At 67.6% G+C, this 23348-nt stretch carries 22 protein-coding genes; 16 read left to right on the forward strand and 6 right to left on the reverse strand.

Annotated elements, in window-relative coordinates; all coding sequences use genetic code 11:
• Positions 1-24 precede the first annotated feature (24 nt).
• Entirely contained in the window at positions 25-537 is a 513-nt protein-coding gene (locus WT97_RS17390) for a hypothetical protein (RefSeq protein WP_060353924.1), read from the forward strand.
• A 46-nt stretch (positions 538-583) separates the two neighbouring features.
• Here the strand turns inward: WT97_RS17390 and WT97_RS17395 are convergent, their stop codons facing one another.
• The 5 genes from WT97_RS17395 to WT97_RS17410 all read right to left on the reverse strand — a co-directional run bounded on the left by WT97_RS17395 (position 584) and on the right by WT97_RS17410 (position 5064).
• Positions 584-1636: an AI-2E family transporter gene (locus tag WT97_RS17395; RefSeq protein ID WP_034205290.1), complete on the reverse strand. Its 1053-nt coding sequence runs from the start codon at positions 1634-1636 to the stop codon at positions 584-586.
• A gap of 234 nt (positions 1637-1870) precedes the next feature.
• Positions 1871-2455 (reverse strand): YSC84-related protein, encoded by a 585-nt coding sequence (locus tag WT97_RS17400; RefSeq protein WP_059501268.1) that lies wholly within the window; start codon positions 2453-2455, stop codon positions 1871-1873.
• Between the two features lie 65 nt (positions 2456-2520).
• Positions 2521-2907 (reverse strand): YqjD family protein, encoded by a 387-nt coding sequence (locus tag WT97_RS17405; RefSeq protein WP_059501266.1) that lies wholly within the window; start codon positions 2905-2907, stop codon positions 2521-2523.
• 5 nt (positions 2908-2912) lie between these two features.
• Positions 2913-3218, reverse strand: a complete 306-nt coding sequence (locus WT97_RS34140) for a hypothetical protein (protein WP_156440270.1) — start codon at positions 3216-3218, stop codon at positions 2913-2915.
• A complete protein-coding gene (locus WT97_RS17410) occupies positions 3193-5064 on the reverse strand; it encodes an ExeM/NucH family extracellular endonuclease (RefSeq protein ID WP_060353925.1) in 1872 nt (623 codons plus the stop codon). The genes WT97_RS34140 and WT97_RS17410 overlap by 26 nt, the downstream gene beginning before the upstream one ends.
• Positions 5065-5271: 207 nt before the next feature.
• Between WT97_RS17410 and WT97_RS17415 the strand changes: the two genes are divergently transcribed.
• The 8 genes from WT97_RS17415 (at position 5272) to WT97_RS17450 (ending at position 12245) form a co-directional block, all read left to right on the forward strand.
• The gene (locus WT97_RS17415; protein WP_027782496.1) at positions 5272-5625 is read left to right on the forward strand and encodes a YciI family protein; all 354 of its coding nucleotides are present in this window, start codon (positions 5272-5274) and stop codon (positions 5623-5625) included.
• A 125-nt stretch (positions 5626-5750) separates the two neighbouring features.
• Complete coding sequence (locus WT97_RS17420; protein WP_011548204.1) at positions 5751-6170, forward strand: YciI family protein; 420 nt, start codon at positions 5751-5753, stop codon at positions 6168-6170.
• Positions 6171-6196: 26 nt separating this feature from the next.
• On the forward strand, positions 6197-6613 hold the full coding sequence (locus WT97_RS17425; RefSeq protein ID WP_034205286.1) for a VOC family protein: 417 nt from the start codon (positions 6197-6199) through the stop codon (positions 6611-6613).
• Positions 6610-7878 (forward strand): RNA polymerase sigma factor, encoded by a 1269-nt coding sequence (locus tag WT97_RS17430; protein ID WP_059501259.1) that lies wholly within the window; start codon positions 6610-6612, stop codon positions 7876-7878. The genes WT97_RS17425 and WT97_RS17430 overlap by 4 nt, the downstream gene beginning before the upstream one ends.
• 228 nt (positions 7879-8106) lie before the next feature.
• Positions 8107-8529 (forward strand): rubrerythrin family protein, encoded by a 423-nt coding sequence (locus WT97_RS17435; RefSeq protein ID WP_006497294.1) that lies wholly within the window; start codon positions 8107-8109, stop codon positions 8527-8529.
• A 111-nt stretch (positions 8530-8640) separates the two neighbouring features.
• Positions 8641-9978, forward strand: a complete 1338-nt coding sequence (locus WT97_RS17440) for a heterodisulfide reductase-related iron-sulfur binding cluster (RefSeq protein ID WP_059501257.1) — start codon at positions 8641-8643, stop codon at positions 9976-9978.
• A 26-nt stretch (positions 9979-10004) separates the two neighbouring features.
• Complete coding sequence (locus WT97_RS17445; protein WP_059501255.1) at positions 10005-10586, forward strand: DUF3501 family protein; 582 nt, start codon at positions 10005-10007, stop codon at positions 10584-10586.
• A gap of 717 nt (positions 10587-11303) precedes the next feature.
• Positions 11304-12245 (forward strand): transposase, encoded by a 942-nt coding sequence (locus WT97_RS17450; protein ID WP_059501253.1) that lies wholly within the window; start codon positions 11304-11306, stop codon positions 12243-12245.
• A gap of 141 nt (positions 12246-12386) precedes the next feature.
• On the opposite strand, the gene WT97_RS17455 is transcribed toward WT97_RS17450, so the two are convergent.
• Positions 12387-13922 carry a mannose-1-phosphate guanylyltransferase/mannose-6-phosphate isomerase gene (locus WT97_RS17455; RefSeq protein WP_060035780.1) on the reverse strand — a complete coding sequence of 512 codons (1536 nt, stop codon included), beginning with the start codon at positions 13920-13922 and terminating at the stop codon, positions 12387-12389.
• Positions 13923-14353: 431 nt separating this feature from the next.
• Here WT97_RS17455 and WT97_RS17460 point away from each other — a divergent pair, with 431 nt between their 5' ends.
• The 7 genes from WT97_RS17460 (at position 14354) to WT97_RS17490 (ending at position 23347) form a co-directional block, all read left to right on the forward strand.
• The gene (locus WT97_RS17460) at positions 14354-15727 is read left to right on the forward strand and encodes an undecaprenyl-phosphate glucose phosphotransferase (protein ID WP_059793960.1); all 1374 of its coding nucleotides are present in this window, start codon (positions 14354-14356) and stop codon (positions 15725-15727) included.
• 74 nt (positions 15728-15801) lie between these two features.
• Positions 15802-17214 carry a UDP-glucose/GDP-mannose dehydrogenase family protein gene (locus WT97_RS17465; RefSeq protein WP_059501249.1) on the forward strand — a complete coding sequence of 471 codons (1413 nt, stop codon included), beginning with the start codon at positions 15802-15804 and terminating at the stop codon, positions 17212-17214.
• A 30-nt stretch (positions 17215-17244) separates the two neighbouring features.
• Positions 17245-17688: a low molecular weight protein-tyrosine-phosphatase gene (locus tag WT97_RS17470; protein ID WP_059501246.1), complete on the forward strand. Its 444-nt coding sequence runs from the start codon at positions 17245-17247 to the stop codon at positions 17686-17688.
• Positions 17682-18860 carry a polysaccharide biosynthesis/export family protein gene (locus WT97_RS17475; RefSeq protein WP_059501244.1) on the forward strand — a complete coding sequence of 393 codons (1179 nt, stop codon included), beginning with the start codon at positions 17682-17684 and terminating at the stop codon, positions 18858-18860. The genes WT97_RS17470 and WT97_RS17475 overlap by 7 nt, the downstream gene beginning before the upstream one ends.
• 50 nt (positions 18861-18910) lie before the next feature.
• Positions 18911-21136 (forward strand): polysaccharide biosynthesis tyrosine autokinase, encoded by a 2226-nt coding sequence (locus WT97_RS17480; RefSeq protein ID WP_059501242.1) that lies wholly within the window; start codon positions 18911-18913, stop codon positions 21134-21136.
• A gap of 62 nt (positions 21137-21198) precedes the next feature.
• Positions 21199-22158 (forward strand): glycosyltransferase family 2 protein, encoded by a 960-nt coding sequence (locus WT97_RS17485; RefSeq protein ID WP_059793847.1) that lies wholly within the window; start codon positions 21199-21201, stop codon positions 22156-22158.
• Between the two features lie 43 nt (positions 22159-22201).
• A complete protein-coding gene (locus WT97_RS17490) occupies positions 22202-23347 on the forward strand; it encodes a glycosyltransferase family 4 protein (RefSeq protein WP_059501240.1) in 1146 nt (381 codons plus the stop codon).
• The last annotated feature ends 1 nt before the right edge of the window (position 23348 follow it).

Raw genomic sequence — 23348 nt, forward strand, 5'->3', positions numbered from 1 at the left:
GTAACGCGGCAGAGGAGAGGGAACATGCGCAACAACGCGAAGCGATCGGCATCGGCGGCGGCAGTGGGCGCCGGCGTCGTGCGAACGATGGTGTTCGCGCTCGGTGTCGTACTCGCGACGTCGAATGCAATGCCGAACGCGATGGCGGCCGGACAGCCCGCGTCGGATGGCGTCGTGCGGTTCGTCGGGTCGCTCGTCGATCTCTACGACGTGACGCTCGATGCTCCGGCGGCCGTGCAGGTCGACGCGCGGGACGCGGCCGGCGGCGCGGCAACGGCCACGCTCCGGTTCGATGCGCATGGCCGGCGCCTGGCCGGTGCGCAGGTGGCGCTGGTCGGGCCCGACGGCGCGCCGTTCGCGTCGGACGGCGGCGCGGCGGTGCGGGTGACGTGGCGCGATGCGCGCGACGAACGAAGCGTGCCGCTGGCGCCGGGCCGGGTTCATCGCGTCGGCCCGTATGGCGGCGTGATGACGGTCGCGGCGGATGAAGCAACGGGCGCCGCAGCGCCCGTCTTGATCCATATCCGTCATCCGTGACCGGCGGTTTCCGCACGCGTGTGGCGCGCCGGCGGCCGCACGCGCGTCATTCGCCCTGTTCGGCGCGCGCGTAGATGTCCCAGCTCGCCATGAACAGCGCGGCGACGAGCGGCCCGATCACGAAGCCGTTGATGCCGAACAACGCCATCCCGCCGAGCGTCGAGATCAGCACGACCCAGTCGGGCATCTTCGTGTCCTTGCCGACGAGGATCGGGCGCAGCAGGTTGTCGACGAGGCCGATCACGCCGACGCAGAACACGACGAGGATCACGCACTTCCAGACCGAGCCGATCATCAGCAGGTAGAGTGCGGCTGGCACCCACACGAGGCCCGCGCCGATCGCGGGCAGCAGCGACAGGAACGCCATCAGCGCGCCCCACAGCACGACGCCCTCGATCCCGAGGATCCAGAAGATCAGGCCGCCGAGCGCGCCTTGCACGAGCGCGACCGCGATGTTGCCCTTCACGGTCGCACGCACGACCGTCGTGAATTTCGCGAGCAGCAGGTTCTTGTGCTCGTCGTCGAGCGGCAGCGCGCGGCGCACGCGGCGGCCGATCTCGCCGCCGTCGCGCAGCAGGAAGAACACCATGTACAGCATCACGCCGAAGCTCACGATGAACTGGAACGTGTTCTGGCCGATGCTGAGCGCCTGGGTCGCCGCGAACTGGCTGATTTGCGCGGCGCCATCGGTCAGCTTCTTCTGGATGCCCGGAATGTTGGTCAGCCCGTATTTCTGCAGCAGATGCTGGATCGACGACGGCAGTGCGTGAACGATGTCCTGGAAGTACTGCGAATAGTTCGGCTGCGCGGTCTTGATTTCCTGGTACACGTACGCGATTTCCTGCACGAGCGTGCCCGCCACGAACACGAGCGGCAGGATCACGATCAGGATGATCAACGACAACGTGACGAGCGCGGCCAGGTTGCGCCGCTTGCCGAAGCGTGCGGCCAGCCAGCGCTGCACGGGCTGGAACAGGATCGCGAGAATGGTGCCCCAGAATACGGCGCCGAAGAACGGCGCGAGGATCCAGCAGAGTCCGACGGTGACCGCGAACAGCAGGAAATAGAAGAATTTTTGGTGATCTTGTCCGCTATCCATGGGTGACATTCGCGCAGATTGATGCGTGGTTTGATTGAATTTCGTTGCCCTGTGCGCGATCGATTCGCGAACGTCGCGGTTCGCGGCGAAACGCGTTGCGGGGCGGCCCACGCGGAGTATGCCCGCAAAGATGCCGCCATCATAGCCGCTGCGTGAGAGACATGCGAAAACGCCGCGGCCGGGGCCGCGGCGCTGCCGGGAAGCGAACGCGGTGCGAGGCCGCGTGCCGCGTCGTCAGATGTGGAGCTTGGTGACCTTCGTGCCGTTCACCGACAGGTCGCCCATCAGGCCCGCGTTGGTCAGGACCAGCACTTCCACCGGGGCGGTGGCCGTGGTGGTGTCGACCGCGCCGTTCGCGCCGACCTTCACGACCGCGACCGACGCGTCGGCGCCGGCCGACCAGCCGTCCGACTTGCGGAACGAGTCGAGCGCATCCTGCGTCATGAACAGGAACACGACCGCCTTCGACTGCGCGCCGGCCTGCAGCCCGACCGACAGCGACGACGTGTTGTAGTAGCCGACGGTACTGCCGCCGACGCGCAGCGCGCCGTTGCCGGACTGGGCGCCGACGATGAAGCCGGCTTGCAGCACGTTCGGGAACACGAGGACGCCGCGTGCTTTCGAGACCAGATCGCGCGAGCCCGGCACCGTCGAATACAGGCGCGACAGCGTGGCATTCACGCTGGCGTCGATCGACTGGCGTTTCGACGCGCTGGCTGCCGCGCTATCGGGTTTGTCGGAGGTGGTCGTGCAGCCGGCGAGGGCGAGGCTGCCGAGCATCACGGCAGCGGCGGCTTTCATGGCGAGGGATTTCTGCATGGCGGTTTCTCCTTCGTTGTCTGATTGAGAGCGAACGGGGCGGGCGGGGGTGCGGGTGGCCCTGTTCAACGGCGGGAAAGGAGCAGCCCCGCGACGAATGCGAGACCCGCGACGACGCCGGCGGTCTGCCACGGATTGTCGTGTACGACCTGCGACATGCGTTCGGCCGAATCGCGCAGCCGGGCGGCCGCGCTGCCCGACGCGTAGTCGAGCGCGCCGCGTGCTTCGTCGATCCGGGACTGGATGCGTTTGCGCAGGGCGGCGATATCGCCATCGCCGTCGTTTTTCAGCAAATCTTCCAGTTCGTCGACCAGCCCGCGCAGATCGTCGCTCACGTCGGCGTGCAGGTCGCGGGCGGCGGAGCGGGTCGTACGGCCAACGCGTCGGCCGGTGCGGCGGATGTCGGACAGGCCGCGATCCAGCTTGTGTTCGATCGAGTCGGTAAGCGCCATGGTGTTTATCCTCCTTCGATTCCAGGGCTAATTTGAAGATAAGACGAATCCCAGCAACTAGTGTGATTCACCTGATCCGCTTGAGTTTCGAGACAAATTTTCAATTCGTCGGCGGGATCGCCCGAAAGCCCCGTCACGCGGGGCGGGGCGGCGGTTGAAAAAATTTCGCGTCTCGGCCGACGCAGCATGTCGAGCAGCGGATCGCAGTGAAAGCCCGGTAAATATGGCGTTGCCGGGCCATCGGGTAAATAGTGCCGTTGCAGGTCGCGTACTGATGCAATTGCACTAATCGACGACAGATCGAGGCGCATGATTCGTGCCCGGAGCCGATCGCCCACCGCTGCCGTCCAGCGCGACGTCGATGACGACGGGATCGTGGTCCGACGAGCGGTACGCGTCGGGCGCGTAATAAGCCGACCGTCGCGCGGACGTTTTGTAATCGGGCACGGGTTGCAGGACGAGCGGTTCGTCCGCGTTGATGTGCCAGAACTGCACGGCCTTCACGCGTGCGGCGAGCGGCGGCGTGGCAAGCGCGTGATCGAGATTGCCGGCTTCGCCGCGAAATACGTAGCTGTACGCAGCATCGCCGACGAAGCGCGCAACCAGGTTCGCATAGCCGCGCGCTTCGAGCGTGCGAACCGGGTCTTCCTTCGCATAACTGTTCAGATCGCCGATCAACAGCACGCCGTCGGCCGCGACGCCCGTCGGCGAGGTGGCGAGCCAGTCGGCGACGCGCGCGGCCGCCTGGGTACGCGCCGCATTCCAGCAACCCTGACCGTCGGACTGATCGAGATCGGCGCCGCTCGCATGCGGGCAGTTCTTCGACTTCAGGTGATTGACCGCGACCGTGAACGCGCGCGTGCCGCCGATGCGCCGGAACGTCTGCGCGAGCGGCGGGCGGTGCCGGCCGCCGAGTGCGACCGTGGCGGCGCGCCCGACCGGCTCGACCGTGTGGCTGTCGTACAGCAGCGCGACCGCGATCGCGTCCCGGCCCAGCCGCGCGGTGCCGGGATCGACCGCGCGCCAGCCCGCGCCGAGTTGCGCGGCGAGACGTGTCACGGCGCTCGCGTCGCCGTGGCCGTTGTTCGCGATTTCCATCAACCCGATCACGTCGGCGCGCAGCGCGCGCAACGCCGCGACGATCTTCGCTTCCTGCCGCGCGAACGCGGCAGGCGTTTTCGCGCCGCGGTCGGCCGGCGCGTCGAATCCGCCGCCACGGCCGTCGCCGTTGAAATAGTTGAAGACGTTGAACGATACGACGCGCACGTCGGCCTCGGGATGCCGGGCCGGTGCCGCGGTACGCGGGTTCGCGGCGGCATCGAACACCGGTGCCGTGCCAGCCACCGGTTGCAGCCGCCATGCGCCGTGGCGCCACTCGAGCACGCCTTCGACGCCGCGTACCGTGTAGCCCGCGCGCAGCGTGTTGGCCGCGCTCAGCGCGGGCGGCGGATAGCGGACGGTCGCCGGGTCGCGGCGGCTCGAACCGTCGTCGAGCACGATGCGGTTCAGTGCGTTGGCTGCCGTCAGTGCGGCAGCGTCGGCCGGCAATGCGACCTGGGTCGGTACGCGCAGCCGGCCGTGGCTCAGCACGAGGCTGCCGTAGCGGCCGAGTTCGTAGGTATCGCTGACCGTCAGCGTTTGCGGCAGGCGTACGCGCATGGCTTCGTGCGCGGCCAGCACGGCGGGCGACGCGACCGGCAGCACGAGCGTTGCCGGCGTGACCGTCTGGCCGCGCGCGCAGACGGTCACGCGGCCCGACAGGGTGAACTGCGTCCGGCCGTATTTTTCGTCGACCTTGCCGGTCAGATGCACGAGATCGCCGGGTTCGGCGCGCGCGTTCGGCGCATGGACGAACAGGCCTTCCGGAACGCCCGGCCGGCGCTGCCGCTGCGCGTCGGCCTGCTGGACGAAGAAGCCGCCCAGGCCGTCGAGGCCGCCGAACGCCGCGGTGACGACCGCTTCGATCGACGTCGTTTGCCCGGCGAACGGCGACGGGCGGCCGGCGCGGCGGATCTCGGCAATCGCCGTGACCGCACCGCCGCAGCCGCTGCTGACCGGCAACGCGGCGACGGCCGGCCGGGCGAAGGGGGGCGCGCCGGGCACGACGGACAACGCCGCGAACAGCACAACGGCGAACAGGAGGAGCGGGCGTGACATGAGACGGTCCAAAGGATGAAAATCCGACAGTTCGGGACCGCATCCTGAAGGCAAACTGTCAGGCTGCGACCGAAATGGCCGTCCGGCCAGTGCCGGTTGGCCAACGATGCGGCAAGCCGTCCCGCGGCTGTTACGCTTTCGCATCGGCCGTCGCATGCCGCTCGCCCGGCGCATGCCGCGGCGCCCCGTCCCCCACAGGAGAAATCCATGTCTTACATGCTGTTGATTGTCGAACCGACCGAACAGCGCGCCGAGCGCACGCTCGACGAAGGTCAGGCGCTTTATGCGCGAATGGTCGATTTCGCCGAGTCGCTGAAGGCGCGCGGCGTGCTGCGCGGCGTCGAGTCGCTGGAGCGGTCCGAGCGCGGCACGCGCGTGCAGGTGCGCGACGGCGAGACGCGCCTGCTCGACGGCCCGTTCGCGGAGGCGAAGGAGATGATCGGAGGCTTCTTCCTCGTCGACGTCGACACGCGCGAGGAAGCGATCGAGATCGCGCGCCAGTGCCCGGCCGCGCAATGGTGCACGGTCGAGGTGCGCGCGGTCGGCCCGTGCTTCCTCTGAGCGTCGCGACTCGGTATTTACCCTGATTTGTCGTGGCGCGTGTCGATCCGGCCGTCTTCCGCCCGTCGTCCGGATAAGGCGCCGCGGAACGGGCGCCGCCTTCCACCGACGACAAGGAGTAAACGATGCGATTCATGATCATGATCCGGGCGAACGCCGTCAGCGAATCCGACGCGTTGCCGGATAACCGGCTGGTCGAGGCCATGACGGTCTATCACGAGGAACTGGCGAAGGCCGGCGTGTTGCTCGACGCCAACGGCCTGAGGCCGAGCGCCCATGGCTGGCGCGTGCGCTACACGGGCGGCAAGGGCACGGTGATCGACGGCCCGTTCGCCGAAACGAAGGAACTGATCGCCGGCTATACGCTGATCCAGGTGCGTTCGCGCGACGAAGCGCTCGAATGGACGCGCCGGTTCCCCGCGCCGTTCGGCGCCGAGCTCGATTGCGAGATCGAGGTGCGGCCGCTGTTCGAGCTCGACGACCTGACGCCGAGCGACGCGGTCGAGCGGTTCCGCGATCTCCACGTCGGTCGTAGCCACGCCTGAATCCAACCTCACCGGGAGCACCCGTCATGCACAAGATGGTTTTCATCAATCTGCCGGTAGCCGACTTGCCGCGCGCGAAGACGTTCTACCAGGCGCTCGGCTTCGAGGTCGTGCCGGCCTATACCAACGATCAGGCCGCCTGTATCCGGATCAGCGACGCGATCTTCGCGATGCTGCTCGTGCGGCCGTTTTTCCAGACCTTCACCGACAAGACCATCATCGATCCGGCGACGCACATTCAGGTGTTGTCGTGCCTGTCGTGCGACAGCCGTGCCGAAGTCGACGCGATCGTCGCGAAGGCGCTGGCGGCAGGCGGGGCCGCGCCGCAGGCGCCGCGCGAGTACCCGAACATGTACGGCCACGGGTTCACCGATCCGGACGGTCACACGTGGGAACTGATGGCCATGCCGCTGGATGCGTCCGCCCAGGGGCAGGCGTCGTGACGCATGAAGCGACTCATCGTGCGATCGAAGCGGTCTGGCGAATCGAGGCGCCGAAGATCATCGCGCGCGCCGCGCGCGTGGTGCGCGACGTCGGCGTGGCCGAGGAGCTGGCGCAGGACACGCTCGTCGCGGCGCTCGAGCATTGGCCCGTCGACGGCGTGCCCGACAACCCGGCCGCCTGGCTGATGACGGCCGTGAAGCGTCGCGCGCTCGACCGGGTCCGGCAGGAGTCGCTTCATGCGGCGAAGCGCGACCAGCTTGGTCACGAGATGGACGCGCTCGAAGCGCATGTCGTCCCCGATATCGCGGACGCACTCGCCGACGCGCGCGACGACGACATCGGCGACGACCTCCTCCGGCTGATCTTCACGTCGTGCCACCCGGTGCTGTCGACCGACGCGCGCGTCGCGCTGACGCTGCGGCTGCTCGGCGGGCTGACGACGGGCGAGATCGCGCGTGCGTTCCTGACGCCCGAGCCGACGATCGCGCAGCGGATCGTGCGCGCGAAGCGCACGCTCGCGGCGGCGCACGTGCCGTTCGAGGTGCCGGCCGCCGATGCGCGGCCTGCGCGGCTCGCATCGGTGCTCGAAGTGATCTATCTCGTGTTCAACGAAGGCCATGCGGCGACGGCAGGCGACGACTGGATGCGTCCGGCGCTATGCGACGAGGCGTTGCGGCTCGGCCGCGTGCTCGCCGGGCTCGCGCCGGACGAAAGCGAAGTGCTCGGGCTCGTCGCGCTGATGGAGCTGCAGGCGTCGCGCATGCATGCACGCGTCGACGCGCAGGGCCGGCCCGTGCTGCTGCTCGACCAGGACCGCAGCCGCTGGGATCCGTTGCTGATCCGGCGCGGCCTCGCGGCGCTGGAGCGGGCGACGAAGCTCGGCGGCGTGCGCGGGCCGTATGCGCTGCAGGCGGCGCTCGCCGCGTGCCACGCGCGTGCGCGGCAGGCTTCGGACACCGACTGGGTGCAGATCGTCGCGCTGTACGACGCGCTCGCCGAAGTCGCGCCGTCGCCGGTCGTCGAGCTGAATCGCGCGGTCGCGGTGGGGATGGCGTTCGGGCCGGCTGCGGCGCTCGAACTCGTCGACGTGCTGCGCGACGATCCGGCGCTTGCGCGCTATCACTGGCTGCCGAGCGTGCGCGGCGATCTGCTCGCGAAGCTCGGCCGCGCCGACGAGGCCAAGCGGGAGTTCCGCCGCGCGGCGGAACTGACGCGCAACGAGCGTGAGCGCGAATTGCTGCTCAAGCGGGCGATGGATGCATGACGCATGGCGCACGACCCGCGCGGCGCGGCGCGCGTCTTCCCGGCCATGTGCTGCGTTCCGCACCCGACAACCCGACACTATCGCCCGCATTGAAAAAGCCTATTGGGGGATGCGAACGCGAGCGCCTAGATTGAAGAGCACGATGCGCGCCCGGCGCACGCATCGTTCCCCACATATCTGATCGGCCCGGCGTCGCACGCGGCCGCGCCGACTCGAACGGAGGCGCAAATGGCTCAACTCAAGGGCAGCAAAACCGAAGAGAACCTGAAGGCCGCATTCGCGGGCGAATCGCAGGCGAATCGGCGCTATCTGTATTTCGCTTCGAAGGCCGACGTCGAGGGGCAGAACGACGTCGCCGCGCTGTTCCGCTCGACGGCCGAAGGCGAAACCGGCCATGCGCACGGCCATCTGGAATATCTGGAAGCCGTCGGCGATCCGGCCACGGGTTTGCCGTTCGGTTCGTCGCGGCTGAATCTCGAATCGGCGATCGCCGGCGAGACGCACGAATACACCGACATGTATCCGGGCATGGCGAAGACCGCGCGCGACGAAGGGTTCGACGAAATCGCGAACTGGTTCGAGACGCTCGCGAAGGCCGAACGCAGCCACGCGAACCGCTACACGAAGGCGTTGGACAGTCTCGTCGACTGACGGGCCGCCGCAGGTCGCACGGCAGCGCCGCGCGGCCGGCGGTTCGTTCATCGCCGCCCGCACCGCGCGGGCGGTGCGCCTGCGCACACGTACGCCACGCGGGAGCGCCCCATGCCCCACAAGGAAGGCAGTCTCGAAGCCCCGACCCGGCATCCGCTCGACTGGCAGTCCGAAGCGTTCTACGACCAGGCCGAGATCGATGCGGAAATGACGCGCGTATTCGACATCTGCGCCGGATGCCGGCGCTGCGTGTCGCTGTGCGGCGCGTTTCCGGCGCTGTTCGACCTGGTCGACGACACGCCGACGGGCGACATCGAGGAAGTGCCGAAGGCCGCATTCGGCAAGGTCGTCGACCAGTGCTATCTGTGCGACCTCTGCTACATGACGAAATGCCCGTACGTGCCGCCGCACGCTTGGAACGTCGATTTTCCGCACCTGATGCTGCGCGGCAAGGCTGCGCGTTACAAGCGCGGCGAAGCGCCGCTGCGCGACAAGGTGCTGTCGAATACCGATGCGCTCGGCCGTTTCGCGGGCATTCCGGTCGTCACGCAGACGGTCAACGCGGTGAACCGCACGCCGCCTGCGCGCCACGCGCTCGAAGCGGTGCTCGGCGTCGATCGCCATGCGTGGCTGCCGGAATTCGCGCCGCGCACGTTCCGGCGCGCCGCCAGGCGCTCGGACACGCCGCCCGTGCGCGACGGCGAACGCACGCCCGGCAAGGTCGCGATCTACGCGACGTGCTACGTGAATTTCAACGAGCCGGGGATCGGCCACGACCTGCTCGCGATTCTCGCGCACAACGAGATCCCGTACGAGCTCGTCACGCGCGAAGCGTGCTGCGGGATGCCGTTGCTCGAGCAGGGCAATCTCGAGGGCGTCGCCGCGAAGCAGGCGGTCAACATCCCCGTGCTCGAACGCTACGCGCGTGAAGGCTATGCGCTGATCGGCGCGATCCCGAGCTGCGTGCTGATGTACAAGAGCGAGCTGCCGCTGATGTTCCCAGCCGACGCAGCCGTGCGCGCGGTGGCCGACGCATTCTGGGATCCGTTCGAGTACGTGATCGCGCGACATCGCGACGGGCTGCTGAAGACCGATTTCAAAACCGGCCTCGGCACCGTGTCGTATCACGTGCCGTGCCATGCGCGCGTGCAGAACATCGGCCGCAAGACGGCCGATGCGCTGTCGCTCGTGCCCGATACGCGCGTGAACGTCGTCGAGCGCTGCTCCGGCCACGCGGGCACGTTCGGCGTGAAGAAGGCGTTCCATGCGGATGCGATGCGGATCGGCGCGCCCGTGTTCAAGGCGATGGCCGAGCCGCAGCCGGACGTCGTGTCGTCCGACTGCGCGCTCGCCGGCCATCACATCGTGCAGGGCATCGACGAGAAGGGGCTGCCGCAAGCGCCGCTCGCGCATCCGTTGACGTTGCTGCGCCGCGCGTATGGCATCTGAGCCGCCGGCCACCCACGAGGACATCCATGACGCTGACCCGCGACTCCCTGCTGACGCTCGAAGCGTACGCGAAGATCCGCAAGGCCGAGCACGCGCGGCTCGTCGCGTACAAGCGCCGCCGCGCGGTGGCGCTCGGCAATCACCTGCGTTTCCTGTTCGAGGACGAGACGACGATCCGCTACCAGATCCACGAGATGCTGCACATCGAGAAGATCTTCGACGAAGCCGGCATCGCAGCGGAGCTCGACGCGTATCTGCCGCTGGTGCCCGACGGCACCAACCTGAAGGCGACGATGCAGATCGAGTACGAGCACGAGGTCGAACGGCGCGCGGCGCTCGCGCGGCTGATCGGGGTCGAGGATCGCGTGTACCTGCGGGTCGACGGGCACGCGAGCGTCTACGCGATCGCCGACGAGGATCTCGAGCGCGACAACGCCGAGAAAACGTCGGCCGTGCACTTCGTCCGCTTCGAGTTCGATGCGCCGATGCGCGCTGCGCTCAAGGGCGGGGCGGCGCTGTCGATCGGCTGCGATCATCCGGCCTACACGATGCCGCCGCAGCGTATCGACGCGGACGTGGCTGCGGCGCTGGCCGGCGATCTGCGCTGAGGGGCGCCTGCCGCGCCTGCCGGCTCCCGCCTTTCCGTTCCGACCCGAAACCGGCGCGCCGCACGCGCTGGGGGCGGCTGCTCGCCTGTTTCCCCGAAAATGTAACAACCGTGACGGATTTGCATGCGGGGACATAGTGGGCGCGCTGCGTCAGCGTATTTTCATTACTCGCAGAGAAACAATAAAAAGATTGTGCATGGAGATAATTCGATTCTCCGAAAATCGAATGATTTACCGATTCGTGAATATCTTGTTACGAATTTTTCCCTGATTTACCGATCTCGGGAAGCCATTTCGCGGAGTGTCGCGCGTGGGGTCGGAGCAGGCCGCAACGGCCCGTTTCACGGCATTCTTCAGACGCTGCGGAGCCCCGCCAGACGGGCCTTTGCAGCCGCCGGCATAAAGATCTCGCAAAAAAATTCAAGCGTAAATGGATTGCTCGCCCATGGCAGGTTGTTTCAGTGCGTAACATTAAGTCATTGTCATATTGAGATAAACCCTGAGGATGGTATGCTTCGTGCACAAAAATTCCCACATTGGAGTGAGACCGCGATTTGTGCGCCATTGCCGGGAATCGCGGCACCGTGAAAGTGCGGTGTCGCCCGGTATGCACAACGCCGGATAACCATAATGTGCAACCTGGCCGCCCCGCGACGCGATGTGTCGCGACGGCGCCGCCAATCGCAGCCCCGGCCTGGCTGCGTGGAGAGATCGACTATGTTCTTCGATGAGCTTAACGATGAAGAGTGGTTTCGCCTTTCAGCGCTGATCGCCGATGAACCCATCCGGCTGAACCGTCGCGGGCGTCCGCGCGCCGAACCGCGCGTCGTCGCCAACGCGGTGCTCTGGATCCTGACGACCGGGGAAGCCTGGTCAAAGCTGCCTGGTCGCTATCCATCCGGGCCGACGTGCCGCCGCCGCTACGAAGAGTGGCTCGCGAACGGCACGCTGCTGAAGATGATCGACGTGCTGACCCAGTTCAGCGGGCGCACGTTCGCGTATATTCCGCCGCCGCCCGTCGCGGTCGCGCCGGCCCGCCGCGCGGAGCCCGTGCCCGACAACGACCGTCTGCGCGGCGTGTTCTGGCAGAACCCCGAGTCGTGGCAATTGCCGGTTGCGCAGGCAAACGTTTGGCCGGGCGAGGGTGCGTCGCTGAGCACGATGCGGGACGACCAGGTGGACGGCCGCTCCGACGTGTCGTTCACGGTGCCCGGCGCGCCGGCCCCGGAGTTGCGCCATGTGCGGGCGTCGGCGGCGAGCTTCGCCGCGGCCGAGCCGCAGGTCGACGAATATCGTGGCTACACGATCAGCGGGATCGCGCAGCCCGTGCAGAACCTGATGTATCGCGCATGGGCCGAGATCTCGCAGGACGACCGGCGCGTCGAGCGCTCGGGCCTGATCGGCCCGCGCTTCACCGACGCCGAGGAAGCCGAGCAGTACGCGCTCGACTGGGCGCGCCAGTGGATCGATCGCCACGGTGCGAGCGACGCGCCGGCGCGCGAGCCGCAGGGCGAAGTGCTGGCCGGCTTGTCGGCGCTGGCGCGCGCGGAGTCGGACATCAAGCGCTTCATCGCCGAGCGTCGCGCGGGCGCGTTGTCGGAGAGCCGCAACGATCCCGTGCAGTCGGAACGTCGCGAATACGAGTACCGCGTGGGCTGATCGCCGTTGCCGTGCAACGCGCGGGCCGTCGTGCGCCACGACGCCCGCGCGCAAGTCCGGTGTCTCCTTCGGTGTCTCCATGTCTGCCTTGCCCGGGCGCCGCTGTCGAGGCGGCGCCCTTTCGTGCATGACGGCGACGCGTTACTGTCTGCCGTAGGTATCGTCGAAGCGGACGATGTCGTCCTCGCCGAGATACGCACCCGACTGCACTTCGATCAGCTCGAGCGGCATCTTGCCCGGGTTCTCCAGGCGGTGCGATACGCCGAGCGGAATGTACGTCGATTCGTTTTCGGACAGCAGGAACGTTTCGTCGCCGCGCGTGATGCGCGCGGTGCCGCGCACGACGATCCAGTGCTCGGCGCGGTGGTGGTGCATCTGCAGCGACAGTTGTGCGCCCGGCTTCACGACGATGCGTTTCACCTGGAAGCGCTCGCCCATGTCGACCGAGTCGTAGTGGCCCCACGGACGATGCACCTTGCGGTGATCGGTCGCTTCGGAGCCTTGTCGCGCCTTGATGTGCCCGACGATCTTCTTCACGTCCTGCACGCGCGATTTATCCGCGACGAGCACGGCGTCGGGCGTTTCGACGACGACCAGGTTCTGCGTGCCGACGCACGCGACGAGCCGGCTTTCCGAATGCGCGAACGTCGATTCGGCGCCTTCGAACAGCACGTGGCCGCGGCCGACGTTGCCGGTTTCGTCCTTCGGCGAGATCTGCCAGATCGCATCCCACGAACCGACGTCCGACCAGCCGGCGTCGAGCGGCACGACGACGCTCTCGCACAGTTGCGGCAGGCTCGCGAGCGGTTCCATCACCGCGTAGTCGATCGAGTTCGACGGCGATGCGGCAAATGCGTCGCGATCGACGCGGAAGAAGTCGCCGTCCTCCTTGCCCTGCGCGACGGCCCGTTCGCAGGCCGCGTAGATCGCGGGTTCGAGCTGCCGGATCGCCTTCAGCCAGACCGATGCGCGCACGATGAAGATCCCGCTGTTCCACCAGTATTCGCCTGAAGCGACGTACTGCTGCGCAAGTTCGAGGTGCGGCTTCTCGACGAAACGGTCGAGGCGGCGCACGTCGAGGGGGCCGGTTCCGGCGTCGCCGAGCGGCGCGCCGACGCGGATGTAGCCGTAGCCGGTTTCCGCATGCGTCGGCACGATGCCCATCGTCGCGATCTTGCCTTGCGCGGCGCAGTGCACGCCGGCCGCGACGGCCGCGTGAAAGCGCGGCACGTCCGCGACCGCATGGTCGGCCGGCATCACGGTCATCACCGCGTCGTTGCCGCCGGCGACGAGCCGCAGCGCGGCGAGCGTCAGCGCCGGTGCGGTGTCGCGACCGAGCGGTTCGAGCATGATCGTCGCGTGCTTGGCCGTCAGGCGCAGTTGCTCGGCGGTCGTGAAGCGGTGATCCTCCCCGCAGACGATCAGCACGTCGTCGTTGAGCGGATGATCGGCCGTCAGGCCGTCGAGGCGCAGCGCGGTGGACTGCAGCAGCGAGTGATCGCCGAGCAGGCCGATCAGCTGTTTCGGAAAACGCTCGCGCGACATCGGCCACAGGCGCGTGCCGGAACCGCCGGCGAGAATCACGGGCTGCACGGCGAGACGCGTGCCGGCAGCGGGTGCGGCGGGTGCGGCGGAAGTAGAAGGGCGCGTTTCGGCGACCACTGCCGGAGCATTCATGATGACACTCTCCACGGTTGAAGTCAGTGCCTGTCGTTGTAGCATGAAGTAAATCGACAATAAAACCGGACCCAATGCCGGATATCCGCCGCGCATTCGTCCGGGAGAATTTTCCGCGATAGCACCGGCCGGCAATAAAAAAATAAAAAATAATTCCTGTCGCCGGCCGGACACGACCGCCCGCAAAGGGCGATCGGGAAGCATAACGATTCCGAAAAAATCCCCGTTCCCGACCGATTCGGGAAAACCTGCCGATTTAATTAAAAAAGATCGCGGCAAGAATTTCCGATTATTTTTCGAAATACTTGTGCGCTTGAGGAGGAATTTTCTTGTCGCTTCAATAGCGTCATGCAACGTTTGAATCGAATGTGCGGCATGGGCTGCGCAAGGCGCTGTTCGGCAAACGCCTGTTCAAAGAAGAGGAAACAGACATGTTGAGCGTGCTGGCGAGAGTCATCGATATCGCGATGGTCGTGACGGGTGCGCTGATCGCGGCCGCGTTGCACGACGGCAGCATCGGGCTCAGCGACCTGCAGCGCACGACGGTGCTGTTCGACTGCCTGCTGGTCGTCGTGTTCTTTCCGGCCGTCGGCATCTACCAGTCGTGGCGCGGCAAGCGTCTCGTCGGGCTGGTGGTCCGCGTTGCGTTCGCGTGGCTCGCGGTCGAGCTCGCGGGCATCCTGCTGAGTTTCAGCTTTCACCAGTCGGGCGACCTGTCGCGGCTGTGGCTGGGCTACTGGGCGCTCGCGACGATGGCGCTGCTCGCATGCTCGAAAGCCTGCGTGCACGTGGTGCTGCGGCAATTGCGCCGCGGCGGCTACAACCTGAAGGCGGTCGCGATCGTCGGCGGCACGCCGGCGGCACGGCGGCTGATCGCGCAGATGCGGGCGCGGCCGGAAGCCGGCTTCAACCCGGTGTGCGTGTACGACGAAAGCGAGGCGCCGGGCGAAGTCGCGCTCGACGACGTGCGTATCGAGCGGCAGTTCGAATCGCTGGTGTGGCTGGTGCGCAGCCGCGCGATCAGCGAGCTGTGGCTCACGCTGCCGATCACGGAGGAGCGTCGGATTCACGAGATCGTGACGGTGTTCCGGCACGACTTCGTGAACATCCGCTTCATTCCGGACGTGCGCACGCTGTCGTTCTTCAACCAGGAAGTGGTCGAGGTGCTCGGCGTGCCGGCGATCAACCTCGCGGCGTCGCCGATCACCGACGTGCGGATCCTGCCGAAGTTCGTGTTCGACCGGCTGTTCGCGCTGGCGGCGCTCACGGCGCTCGCGCCGGTGATGGTGCTGATCGCGGTTCTGATCAAGCTGACCTCGCGCGGCCCGGTGTTCTTTCGGCAGAAGCGCAAGGGCATCGACGGGCACGAATTCGAGATCTACAAGTTTCGCTCGATGAAGGTGCATCAGGAAGTGGCCGGGCAGGTCACGCAGGCAACGAAGAACGACTCGCGCGTGACGCCGGTCGGCCGGTTCCTGCGGCGCACGAGTCTCGACGAGCTGCCGCAGTTCATCAACGTGCTGAAGGGCGAGATGTCGGTGGTGGGTCCGCGCCCGCATGCGCTCGCGCACGACGACATCTACAAGGATCTGGTCAAGGGCTACATGTTCCGCTACCGGATCAAGCCGGGCATCACCGGGTGGGCGCAGATCAACGGCTTTCGCGGCGAGACCGACCAGATCGAGAAGATGATGGGCCGCGTGAAGCTCGACCTGTACTACATGCAGAACTGGTCGTTCTGGCTCGACATCAAGATCGTCGTGCTGACGCTGTGGAAAGGCTTCACCGGCAGCAACGCGTACTGACATCGACGCGCTGCGTCACGCAGGCATTCCGGTTTTCCGAATTTCGAATCATTGGTCAAGGGGTCCGACACATCATGAATCTGACTATCATCGGCAGCGGTTACGTAGGGCTTGTCACCGGCGCCTGTCTCGCCGACATCGGGCACGACGTGTTCTGTCTCGACGTCGACCAGGCGAAGATCGACATCCTGAACGGCGGCGGCGTGCCGATTCACGAGCCGGGCCTGAAGGAAGTCATCGCGCGCAACCGCTCGGCCGGCCGCCTGCGCTTCTCGACCGACATCGAGGCCGCGGTCGCGCACGGCGACGTGCAGTTCATCGCGGTCGGCACGCCGCCCGACGAGGACGGTTCGGCCGACCTGCAATACGTGCTCGCGGCGGCGCGCAACATCGGCCGCTACATGACCGGCTTCAAGGTAATCGTCGACAAGTCGACGGTGCCGGTCGGCACGGCCGAGCGCGTGCGCGCGGCGGTCGCCGAGGAGCTCGCGAAGCGCGGCGGCGACCAGATGTTCTCTGTCGTGTCGAATCCGGAATTCCTGAAGGAAGGCGCGGCCGTCGACGATTTCACGCGGCCGGACCGTATCGTGATCGGCTGCGACGACGACGTGCCGGGCGAGCGCGCCCGCGAGCTGATGAAGAAGCTCTACGCGCCGTTCAACCGCAATCACGAGCGCACGCTGTACATGGACGTACGTTCGGCCGAGTTCACGAAATACGCGGCGAACGCGATGCTCGCGACGCGCATCTCGTTCATGAACGAACTGGCGAACCTCGCCGACCGCTTCGGCGCGGACATCGAGGCCGTGCGCCGCGGGATCGGCTCCGATCCGCGCATCGGCTATCACTTCCTGTATGCCGGCTGCGGCTACGGCGGCTCGTGCTTCCCGAAGGACGTCGAGGCGCTGATCCGCACGGCCGACGAGCACGGCCAGTCGCTGCAGATCCTGAAGGCGGTGTCGTCGGTCAACGCGACGCAAAAGCGCGTGCTCGCCGACAAGATCGTCGCGCGCTTCGGCGAGGACCTGAGCGGCCGCACGTTCGCGCTGTGGGGCCTCGCGTTCAAGCCGAACACCGACGATATGCGCGAGGCGCCGAGCCGCGAGCTGATCGCCGAGCTGCTCTCGCGCGGCGCGCGCGTCGCCGCCTACGACCCGGTCGCGCAGCAGGAAGCGCGCCGCGTGATCGCGCTCGATCTCGCCGATCACCCGAGCTGGCTCGAGCGCCTGACCTTCGTCGACGACGAGGCGCAGGCCGCGCGAGACGCCGACGCGCTCGTGATCGTCACCGAATGGAAGGCGTTCAAGAGCCCCGACTTCGTCGCGCTCGGCCGCCTGTGGAAGACGCCCGTGATCTTCGACGGCCGCAACCTGTACGAGCCGGAGACGATGAGCGAGCAGGGCATCGAGTACCACCCGATCGGCCGGCCGGGCTCGCGCCAGGCCGTCGCCGCCCGCGTGCCGGGCGCCGCGCGCGCCGGCGCGTAACCCGTTTTCCGTCACTCGTTACGAGACGCCATGTTCCGGAACATCCTGATCGTCTGCCACGCGAACGTCTGCCGCAGCCCGGCGGCGGAAATGCTGTTCAAGTCGCACGCCGCGTCGCGCGGCGGCCCGCGCCCGACGTTCCATTCGGCCGGCGTGCACGCGAACGACGGCGACGGCATCGATCCGGTGATGCGGCAACTGCTGGCGGAGCGGGGCGTCGATGCGACGACCCATCGCTCGCGGCGGCTGTCGCGCCGGATCGTGCGCGACGCCGACCTGATTCTCGTCAGCGAGCGCGATCAGATCAAGGCCGTCGAATCGGTCGATCCGTTCGCGCGCGGCAAGGTCCACCTGCTGGGCAAGTGGGAGGACGCCGAGATCGCGGATCCGCATGGCGGCCCCGAGGCCGACTATCGCGAGAGCTACTCATTGATCGAACGTCTGGTTCAAGGATGGCTGCAAAAACTATGCTGAAACGTCCCATGCGCCCGCTGGCGCTCGCCGTCGCGCTGACGACATTCCTGTCGGCGTGTGCGACCGCGCCCGGCAACTACCTCGACTCGTCGAACCTGAAGGACGACGGCCGGCAGGAAGCGGCCGAGACCTATCCGGTTCATTACATCGACGCCAAAGTGGTGATGGATCAGCTGCAGAAAGCGCAGGTCGACCATCCGCTGCCGCCCGGGCGCTTTACCGATCCGTCGCAGTACACGTATCGCGTCGGCCCGCAGGACATTCTCGGCGTCACCGTGTGGGACCACCCGGAGCTGACGACGCCGCAGGGCCAGTCGTTCTCGAGCGGCGGCAACACGACGCAATCGGTCGCGGGCGCGCTGCAGCAGCCGTATACGACCGCGCTGCCGGGTCAGGCCGATCCGTACGGCCAGACCGTGGCGGCCGACGGCACGATCTTCTTCCCGTTCGTCGGCCGCATTCGCGTGGCGGGCAAGACGGTCGCGCAGATCCGCGACGAGATGGCGTCCAGCCTGTCGCGCTACGTGAAGAACCCGCAGCTCGACGTGCGCGTGCTGTCGTTCCGCAGCCAGAAGGTGCAGGTGACGGGCGAGGTGAAGCAGCCGGGCCCGCTCGCGGTGAGCGACGTGCCGCTCACGCTGGTCGACGCGATCTCGCGCTCGGGCGGCTCGACCGCCGAGGCCGACCTGCAGCGCGTGCGGCTCACGCGCGACGGCAAGCTGTACACGCTCGATGCGAACGGCGTGCTCGATCGCGGCGAGGTGAAGCAGAACGTGATGCTGCAGCCGGGCGACATCGTCAACGTGCCGGACCGCAGCGACAGCCGCGTGTTCATCATGGGCGAGGTCAAGACGCCGGTCACGGTGCCGATGCTCAAGGGCAAGCTGACCATCGCCGACGCGCTGACGGCCGGCGGCGGGATTCTCGACACCGACGCGAACCCGCGCAAGATCTACGTGATGCGCGGGATGCGCGACAACCCGACGAAGCCCGAAGTGTTCCGTCTCGACATGACGCAGCCCGATGCGCTGATGCTGTCGAGCCGCTTCCCGCTTCAACCGCTCGACGTCGTCTACGTCAGCACGGCCGGCTCGGTGCAGTTCAACCGTGTGCTGCAGCAGGTGCTGCCGACGATCCAGACGATCTTCTACATGCGGCAAATCACGCGCTGATAGCCCGCCGGGGCGGCGTCCGCCCCCCGGCACCACTCAAGCGGGAACGAATGGTGAACACGCAAGCGAAACACTCCTACGCGGACCTGACCGCGAAAACCGAGGAAGAGGACGTCGTTCTCGGCCAGTTGCTCCAGGTCATCATGGACGACATCTGGCTGCTGCTCGGTATCGCGGTGATGGTCGTCGCGCTCGCCGGCCTCTATTGCTTCATCGCGAAGCCGGTCTACCAGGCGGACGTGCACGTGCGGGTCGAGGGCAACGACAACACGTCGCAGGCGCTCACGCAGACGCAGACGGGCGCGTCGATCAACAGCGGCCCGCAGCAGGCGCCGACCGATGCGGAAATCGAGATCATCAAGAGCCGCGGCGTCGTCACGCCGGTCGTCGAGCAGTTCAAGCTGAACTTCTCGGTCGCGCCGAAGACGCTGCCGGTGCTCGGCAGCCTCGCCGCGCGCCTCGCGACGCCGGGCCAGCCGTCGCGGCCGTGGCTCGGCCTGAAGTCGTATGCGTGGGGCGGCGAGCTCGCCGACGTCGACTCGATCAGCGTCGTGCCGGCGCTCGAAGGCAAGAAGCTGACGCTGACGGCCGGCCCGAACGGCACCTATTCGCTGGTCGACGCGAACGGCACGCGGCTGCTGGCGGGCCGCGTCGGGGAATCGGCGCAGGGCGGCGGCGTGACGCTGCTCGTGCAGAAGCTCGTCGCCCGTCCCGGCACGCAGTTCACGGTGGTCCGCTACAACGATCTCGACGCGATCACCGGTTTCCAGTCGGGCATCCAGGTAACCGAGCAGGGCAAGCAGACGGGCGTCGTGCAGATCTCGCTCGAAGGCAAGGACCCGGACCAGACCGCCGCGATCGCGAACGCGCTCGCGCAGTCGTACCTGAACCAGCACGTGATCGCGAAGCAGGCGGAAGCGACCAAGATGCTCGACTTCCTGAAGGGCGAGGAGCCGCGCCTGAAGGCCGATCTCGAACGTGCGGAAGCCGCGTTGACGCAGTACCAGCGCACCTCCGGGTCGATCAACGCGAGCGACGAGGCGAAGGTCTACCTCGAAGGCAGCGTGCAGTACGAACAGCAGATCGCCGCGCAGCGCCTGCAGCTCGCGTCGCTCGCGCAGCGCTTCACCGATTCGCACCCGATGGTGATCGCCGCGAAGCAGCAGCTCGCGGAGCTGCAGGGCGAGAAGGACAAGTTCAGCAACCGCTTCCGCAGCCTGCCGGCGACCGAGGTGAAGGCGGTCCAGCTCCAGCGCGACGCGAAGGTCGCCGAGGACATCTACGTGCTGCTGCTGAACCGCGTGCAGGAGCTGTCGGTGCAGAAGGCCGGCACGGGCGGCAACATCCACCTCGTCGATTCGGCGCTGCGCCCGGGCGATCCGATCAAGCCGAAGAAGGCGCTGATCCTGTCGGCCGCCGTGTTCCTGGGGCTGATCCTCGGCACCGGCGTCGTGTTCCTGCGCCGCAACCTGTTCCAGGGCATCGAGGATCCGGACCGCGTCGAGCGTACGTTCAACCTGCCGCTGTACGGGCTCGTCCCGCAGAGCGCCGAGCAGGTGAAGCTCGATGCCGCGGCCGAGAAGGGCGGCGGTCGCGCCCGGCCGATCCTCGCGAGCCTGCGTCCGAAGGACCTGAGCGTCGAAAGCATGCGCAGCCTGCGCACCGCGTTGCAGTTCGCGATGATGGACGCGAAGAATCGCGTGATCGTGCTGACCGGCCCGACGCCGGGCATCGGCAAGAGCTTCCTGACGGTCAACCTCGCGGTGCTGCTCGCGCATTCGGGCAAGCGCGTGCTGCTGATCGACGCCGACATGCGCCGCGGGATGCTCGACCGCTATTTCGGCCTCACCTCGCAGCCGGGGTTGTCGGAGCTGCTGAGCGACCAGTCCTCGCTCGAGGACGCGATCCGCGAGACGCCGGTGCAGGGCCTGTCGTTCATCGCGGCCGGCACGCGCCCGCCGAACCCGTCGGAGCTGCTGATGTCGACGCGCCTGCCGCAATACCTCGAAGGCCTCGGCAAGCGCTACGACGTCGTGCTGATCGATTCGCCGCCGGTACTCGCGGTGACCGACGCGACCATCATCGGCCGCATGGCCGGCGCCACCTTCCTGGTGCTGCGCTCGGGCATGCATACGGAAGGCGAGATCGCCGACGCGATCAAGCGCTTGCGTACCGCGGGCGTCGATCTGGAAGGCGGGATCTTCAATGGCGTGCCGCCGAAGGCACGCGGCTACGGCCGCGGCTATGCGGCCGTGCACGAATACCTGAGCGCTTGATCGCATTGCACGACACCGGGCCGGCGCGCGCCGCAACGGCCTGGCCGAATGGAGAACCCTCGATGAAAATTTCCGTGCTCGTTCCGACCTACCGGCGTCCCGCCGACCTCGCGCGCTGCCTGCTGGCGCTGCAGCGGCAGCAGCGGCTGCCCGACGAGGTGATCGTCGTCGCGCGCCCGGAGGACGACGCCACGCACGAACGGCTCGCCGATCCGGCGGTCGGCGGCGCGCTGCCGCTGCGCATCGTGCCGGTCGACGTGGCGGGGCAGGTGGCCGCGCTGAACAAGGGGCTCGACGCGTCGACCGGCGACATCGTCGCGATCACCGACGACGATGCGGCGCCGCACCCCGACTGGCTCGCGCGCATCGAAGCCGCGTTCCTGTCCGACCCGCGCGTGGGCGCGGTCGGCGGCCGCGACTGGGTGCACGAGAAGGGCCGCCTGCTCGACGAATCGCGAGAGCAGGTCGGCCGGCTCACGCTGTCGGGCAAGATCATCGGCAATCATCACCTCGGCGTCGGCGGCGCGCGCACGGTCGACATGCTGAAAGGCGCGAACATGAGCTACCGCCGCGCGGCGATCGAACGGCTGCGCTTCGACACGCGGCTGCGCGGCGCCGGCGCGCAGGTGCACAACGACATGGCGTTCAGCATGGAAGTGCAGCGCGCGGGCTGGACGCTGCTGTACGACCCGGCGATCGCCGTCGATCATTTTCCGGCCGAGCGCTTCGACGACGACCGTCGCGATGCGGCCTCGCTGAACGCGATCAGCAACGGCGCGTACAACCTGCAGCTGACGCTGCGCGAGCATCTGCCGCCGGTACGGCGGGAGATCGCGTGGTGGTGGTGGACGCTGATCGGCACGCGCGTCTATCCGGGCTTCGCGCACGTGCTGTTGTCGCTGCCCACCGCGCGGCGTGCTCGCGTGCTCGCGCACTGGCGCGCGGTGCGCCGCGGCGCACGCGATGCGCGCCGCACGAATCTCGCCCCCCATCGTGCGGCGATGCCGCCGGTGACGTCTTGAACGGCCTGCGCACAATGCGCGCGGCCACGCCCGGAGGGCTCGCATGACCACGAAGGATGCAACGAAAGTTCACGTCCATTTGTTCTATGGCGCCGATCCGCGTACCTACCGGAAAGGCGACAACATCGGCTGCCTGTACGGCTATCACCACGCCGAATCCGACGAATTCCGGCTGACCTATTCGCAGGACGGCGGCGAGAACCGCGTCGTGAGCGTCGCGCGCCGTGCGCTGAAGGCGGCGCTCGGCTTCGACGTCGTGCATGCGTGGCGCAACCGCGCGGCGCTGCTCGATACCGACGTGATCTGGACCCACACCGAGCAGGAGCATCTGGCCGCCGCGCTGATCCTGAAGCTCGCCGGCGCGCAGGGCAAGCGCCCGCTGCTGCTCGCGCAGAGCGTGTGGCTGTTCGACAAATGGAACAGCTTCGGCGGCCCGCGCCGCTGGCTCTACCGCAAGCTGCTCGCGCGCGCCGACGTGCTGACCACGCTGGCTCGCGACAACGCCGACCTGTGCCGACGCTATCTCGGGCGCGAAGCCGAGTTCGTCTATTACGGGCTGAACACGCAGGATTTCCCGCCGGTCGAGCCGCAGCAATGGAAGCCGAACCGGCCGCTGCGGATCGCGGCGATCGGCAATGACCGCGACCGCGACTGGCGCACGTTCCTCGCCGCGTTCGGCGGCGACGAACGCTACGACGTGCGGCTCGCGACGCGCCGTCGCGTGCCGCGCGAGTGGCACGCGCCGAACGTGAAGATCGGCCCGGCGGCGGGGCTCGCGAAGCAGCACGAACTGTACGCGTGGGCCGACGTGATCGTCGTGCCGCTGCGGCCGAATTTCCACGCGTCGGGCATCACGGTGATGCTCGAGGCGGCGGCCGTCGGCAAGCCGATGATCGTGTCCGACGTGGGCGGCCTGAGCGACTACTTTCCGCACGATACGGCCGCCTATGTGCCGGCGTTCGACGCGCAGGCGATGCGCCAGGCCGCCGATCGCTTCGTCGCCGATCCGGTGGCGGCGCTCGACTGCGCGCGTGCGGCCGCCGCGTGCCTGCGCGAACGCGACCTGACCACGCAGGCGTTCGCCGAGCAGCACGTGCGGATCACGCGCGACATGCTGCGCCGGCGCCGCACACCCGCGGCGGCTGGCGTGGCGATGCCGCTCGCCGATTCGCGTCCTTCGTCGCAGTGAG

The organism is Burkholderia sp. MSMB1459WGS, assembly GCF_001534535.1.
Lineage (GTDB): Bacteria > Pseudomonadota > Gammaproteobacteria > Burkholderiales > Burkholderiaceae > Burkholderia.

What these genes read in the sequence shown, in the direction of transcription:
- WT97_RS17465 (WP_059501249.1), top strand. Translation starts at nt 15,802, where the DNA reads ATGAATCTGACTATCATCGGCAGCGGTTACGTAGGGCTTGTCACCGGC.
- WT97_RS17400 (WP_059501268.1), bottom strand. Translation starts at nt 2,455, where the DNA reads ATGCAGAAATCCCTCGCCATGAAAGCCGCCGCTGCCGTGATGCTCGGC.
- WT97_RS17490 (WP_059501240.1), top strand. Translation starts at nt 22,202, where the DNA reads ATGACCACGAAGGATGCAACGAAAGTTCACGTCCATTTGTTCTATGGC.
- WT97_RS17410 (WP_060353925.1), bottom strand. Translation starts at nt 5,064, where the DNA reads ATGTCACGCCCGCTCCTCCTGTTCGCCGTTGTGCTGTTCGCGGCGTTG.
- WT97_RS34140 (WP_156440270.1), bottom strand. Translation starts at nt 3,218, where the DNA reads ATGCGCCTCGATCTGTCGTCGATTAGTGCAATTGCATCAGTACGCGAC.
- WT97_RS17475 (WP_059501244.1), top strand. Translation starts at nt 17,682, where the DNA reads ATGCTGAAACGTCCCATGCGCCCGCTGGCGCTCGCCGTCGCGCTGACG.
- WT97_RS17470 (WP_059501246.1), top strand. Translation starts at nt 17,245, where the DNA reads ATGTTCCGGAACATCCTGATCGTCTGCCACGCGAACGTCTGCCGCAGC.
- WT97_RS17435 (WP_006497294.1), top strand. Translation starts at nt 8,107, where the DNA reads ATGGCTCAACTCAAGGGCAGCAAAACCGAAGAGAACCTGAAGGCCGCA.
- WT97_RS17450 (WP_059501253.1), top strand. Translation starts at nt 11,304, where the DNA reads ATGTTCTTCGATGAGCTTAACGATGAAGAGTGGTTTCGCCTTTCAGCG.
- WT97_RS17455 (WP_060035780.1), bottom strand. Translation starts at nt 13,922, where the DNA reads ATGAATGCTCCGGCAGTGGTCGCCGAAACGCGCCCTTCTACTTCCGCC.
- WT97_RS17445 (WP_059501255.1), top strand. Translation starts at nt 10,005, where the DNA reads ATGACGCTGACCCGCGACTCCCTGCTGACGCTCGAAGCGTACGCGAAG.
- WT97_RS17460 (WP_059793960.1), top strand. Translation starts at nt 14,354, where the DNA reads ATGTTGAGCGTGCTGGCGAGAGTCATCGATATCGCGATGGTCGTGACG.
- WT97_RS17420 (WP_011548204.1), top strand. Translation starts at nt 5,751, where the DNA reads ATGCGATTCATGATCATGATCCGGGCGAACGCCGTCAGCGAATCCGAC.
- WT97_RS17485 (WP_059793847.1), top strand. Translation starts at nt 21,199, where the DNA reads ATGAAAATTTCCGTGCTCGTTCCGACCTACCGGCGTCCCGCCGACCTC.
- WT97_RS17395 (WP_034205290.1), bottom strand. Translation starts at nt 1,636, where the DNA reads ATGGATAGCGGACAAGATCACCAAAAATTCTTCTATTTCCTGCTGTTC.
- WT97_RS17480 (WP_059501242.1), top strand. Translation starts at nt 18,911, where the DNA reads ATGGTGAACACGCAAGCGAAACACTCCTACGCGGACCTGACCGCGAAA.
- WT97_RS17440 (WP_059501257.1), top strand. Translation starts at nt 8,641, where the DNA reads ATGCCCCACAAGGAAGGCAGTCTCGAAGCCCCGACCCGGCATCCGCTC.
- WT97_RS17425 (WP_034205286.1), top strand. Translation starts at nt 6,197, where the DNA reads ATGCACAAGATGGTTTTCATCAATCTGCCGGTAGCCGACTTGCCGCGC.
- WT97_RS17390 (WP_060353924.1), top strand. Translation starts at nt 25, where the DNA reads ATGCGCAACAACGCGAAGCGATCGGCATCGGCGGCGGCAGTGGGCGCC.
- WT97_RS17405 (WP_059501266.1), bottom strand. Translation starts at nt 2,907, where the DNA reads ATGGCGCTTACCGACTCGATCGAACACAAGCTGGATCGCGGCCTGTCC.
- WT97_RS17415 (WP_027782496.1), top strand. Translation starts at nt 5,272, where the DNA reads ATGTCTTACATGCTGTTGATTGTCGAACCGACCGAACAGCGCGCCGAG.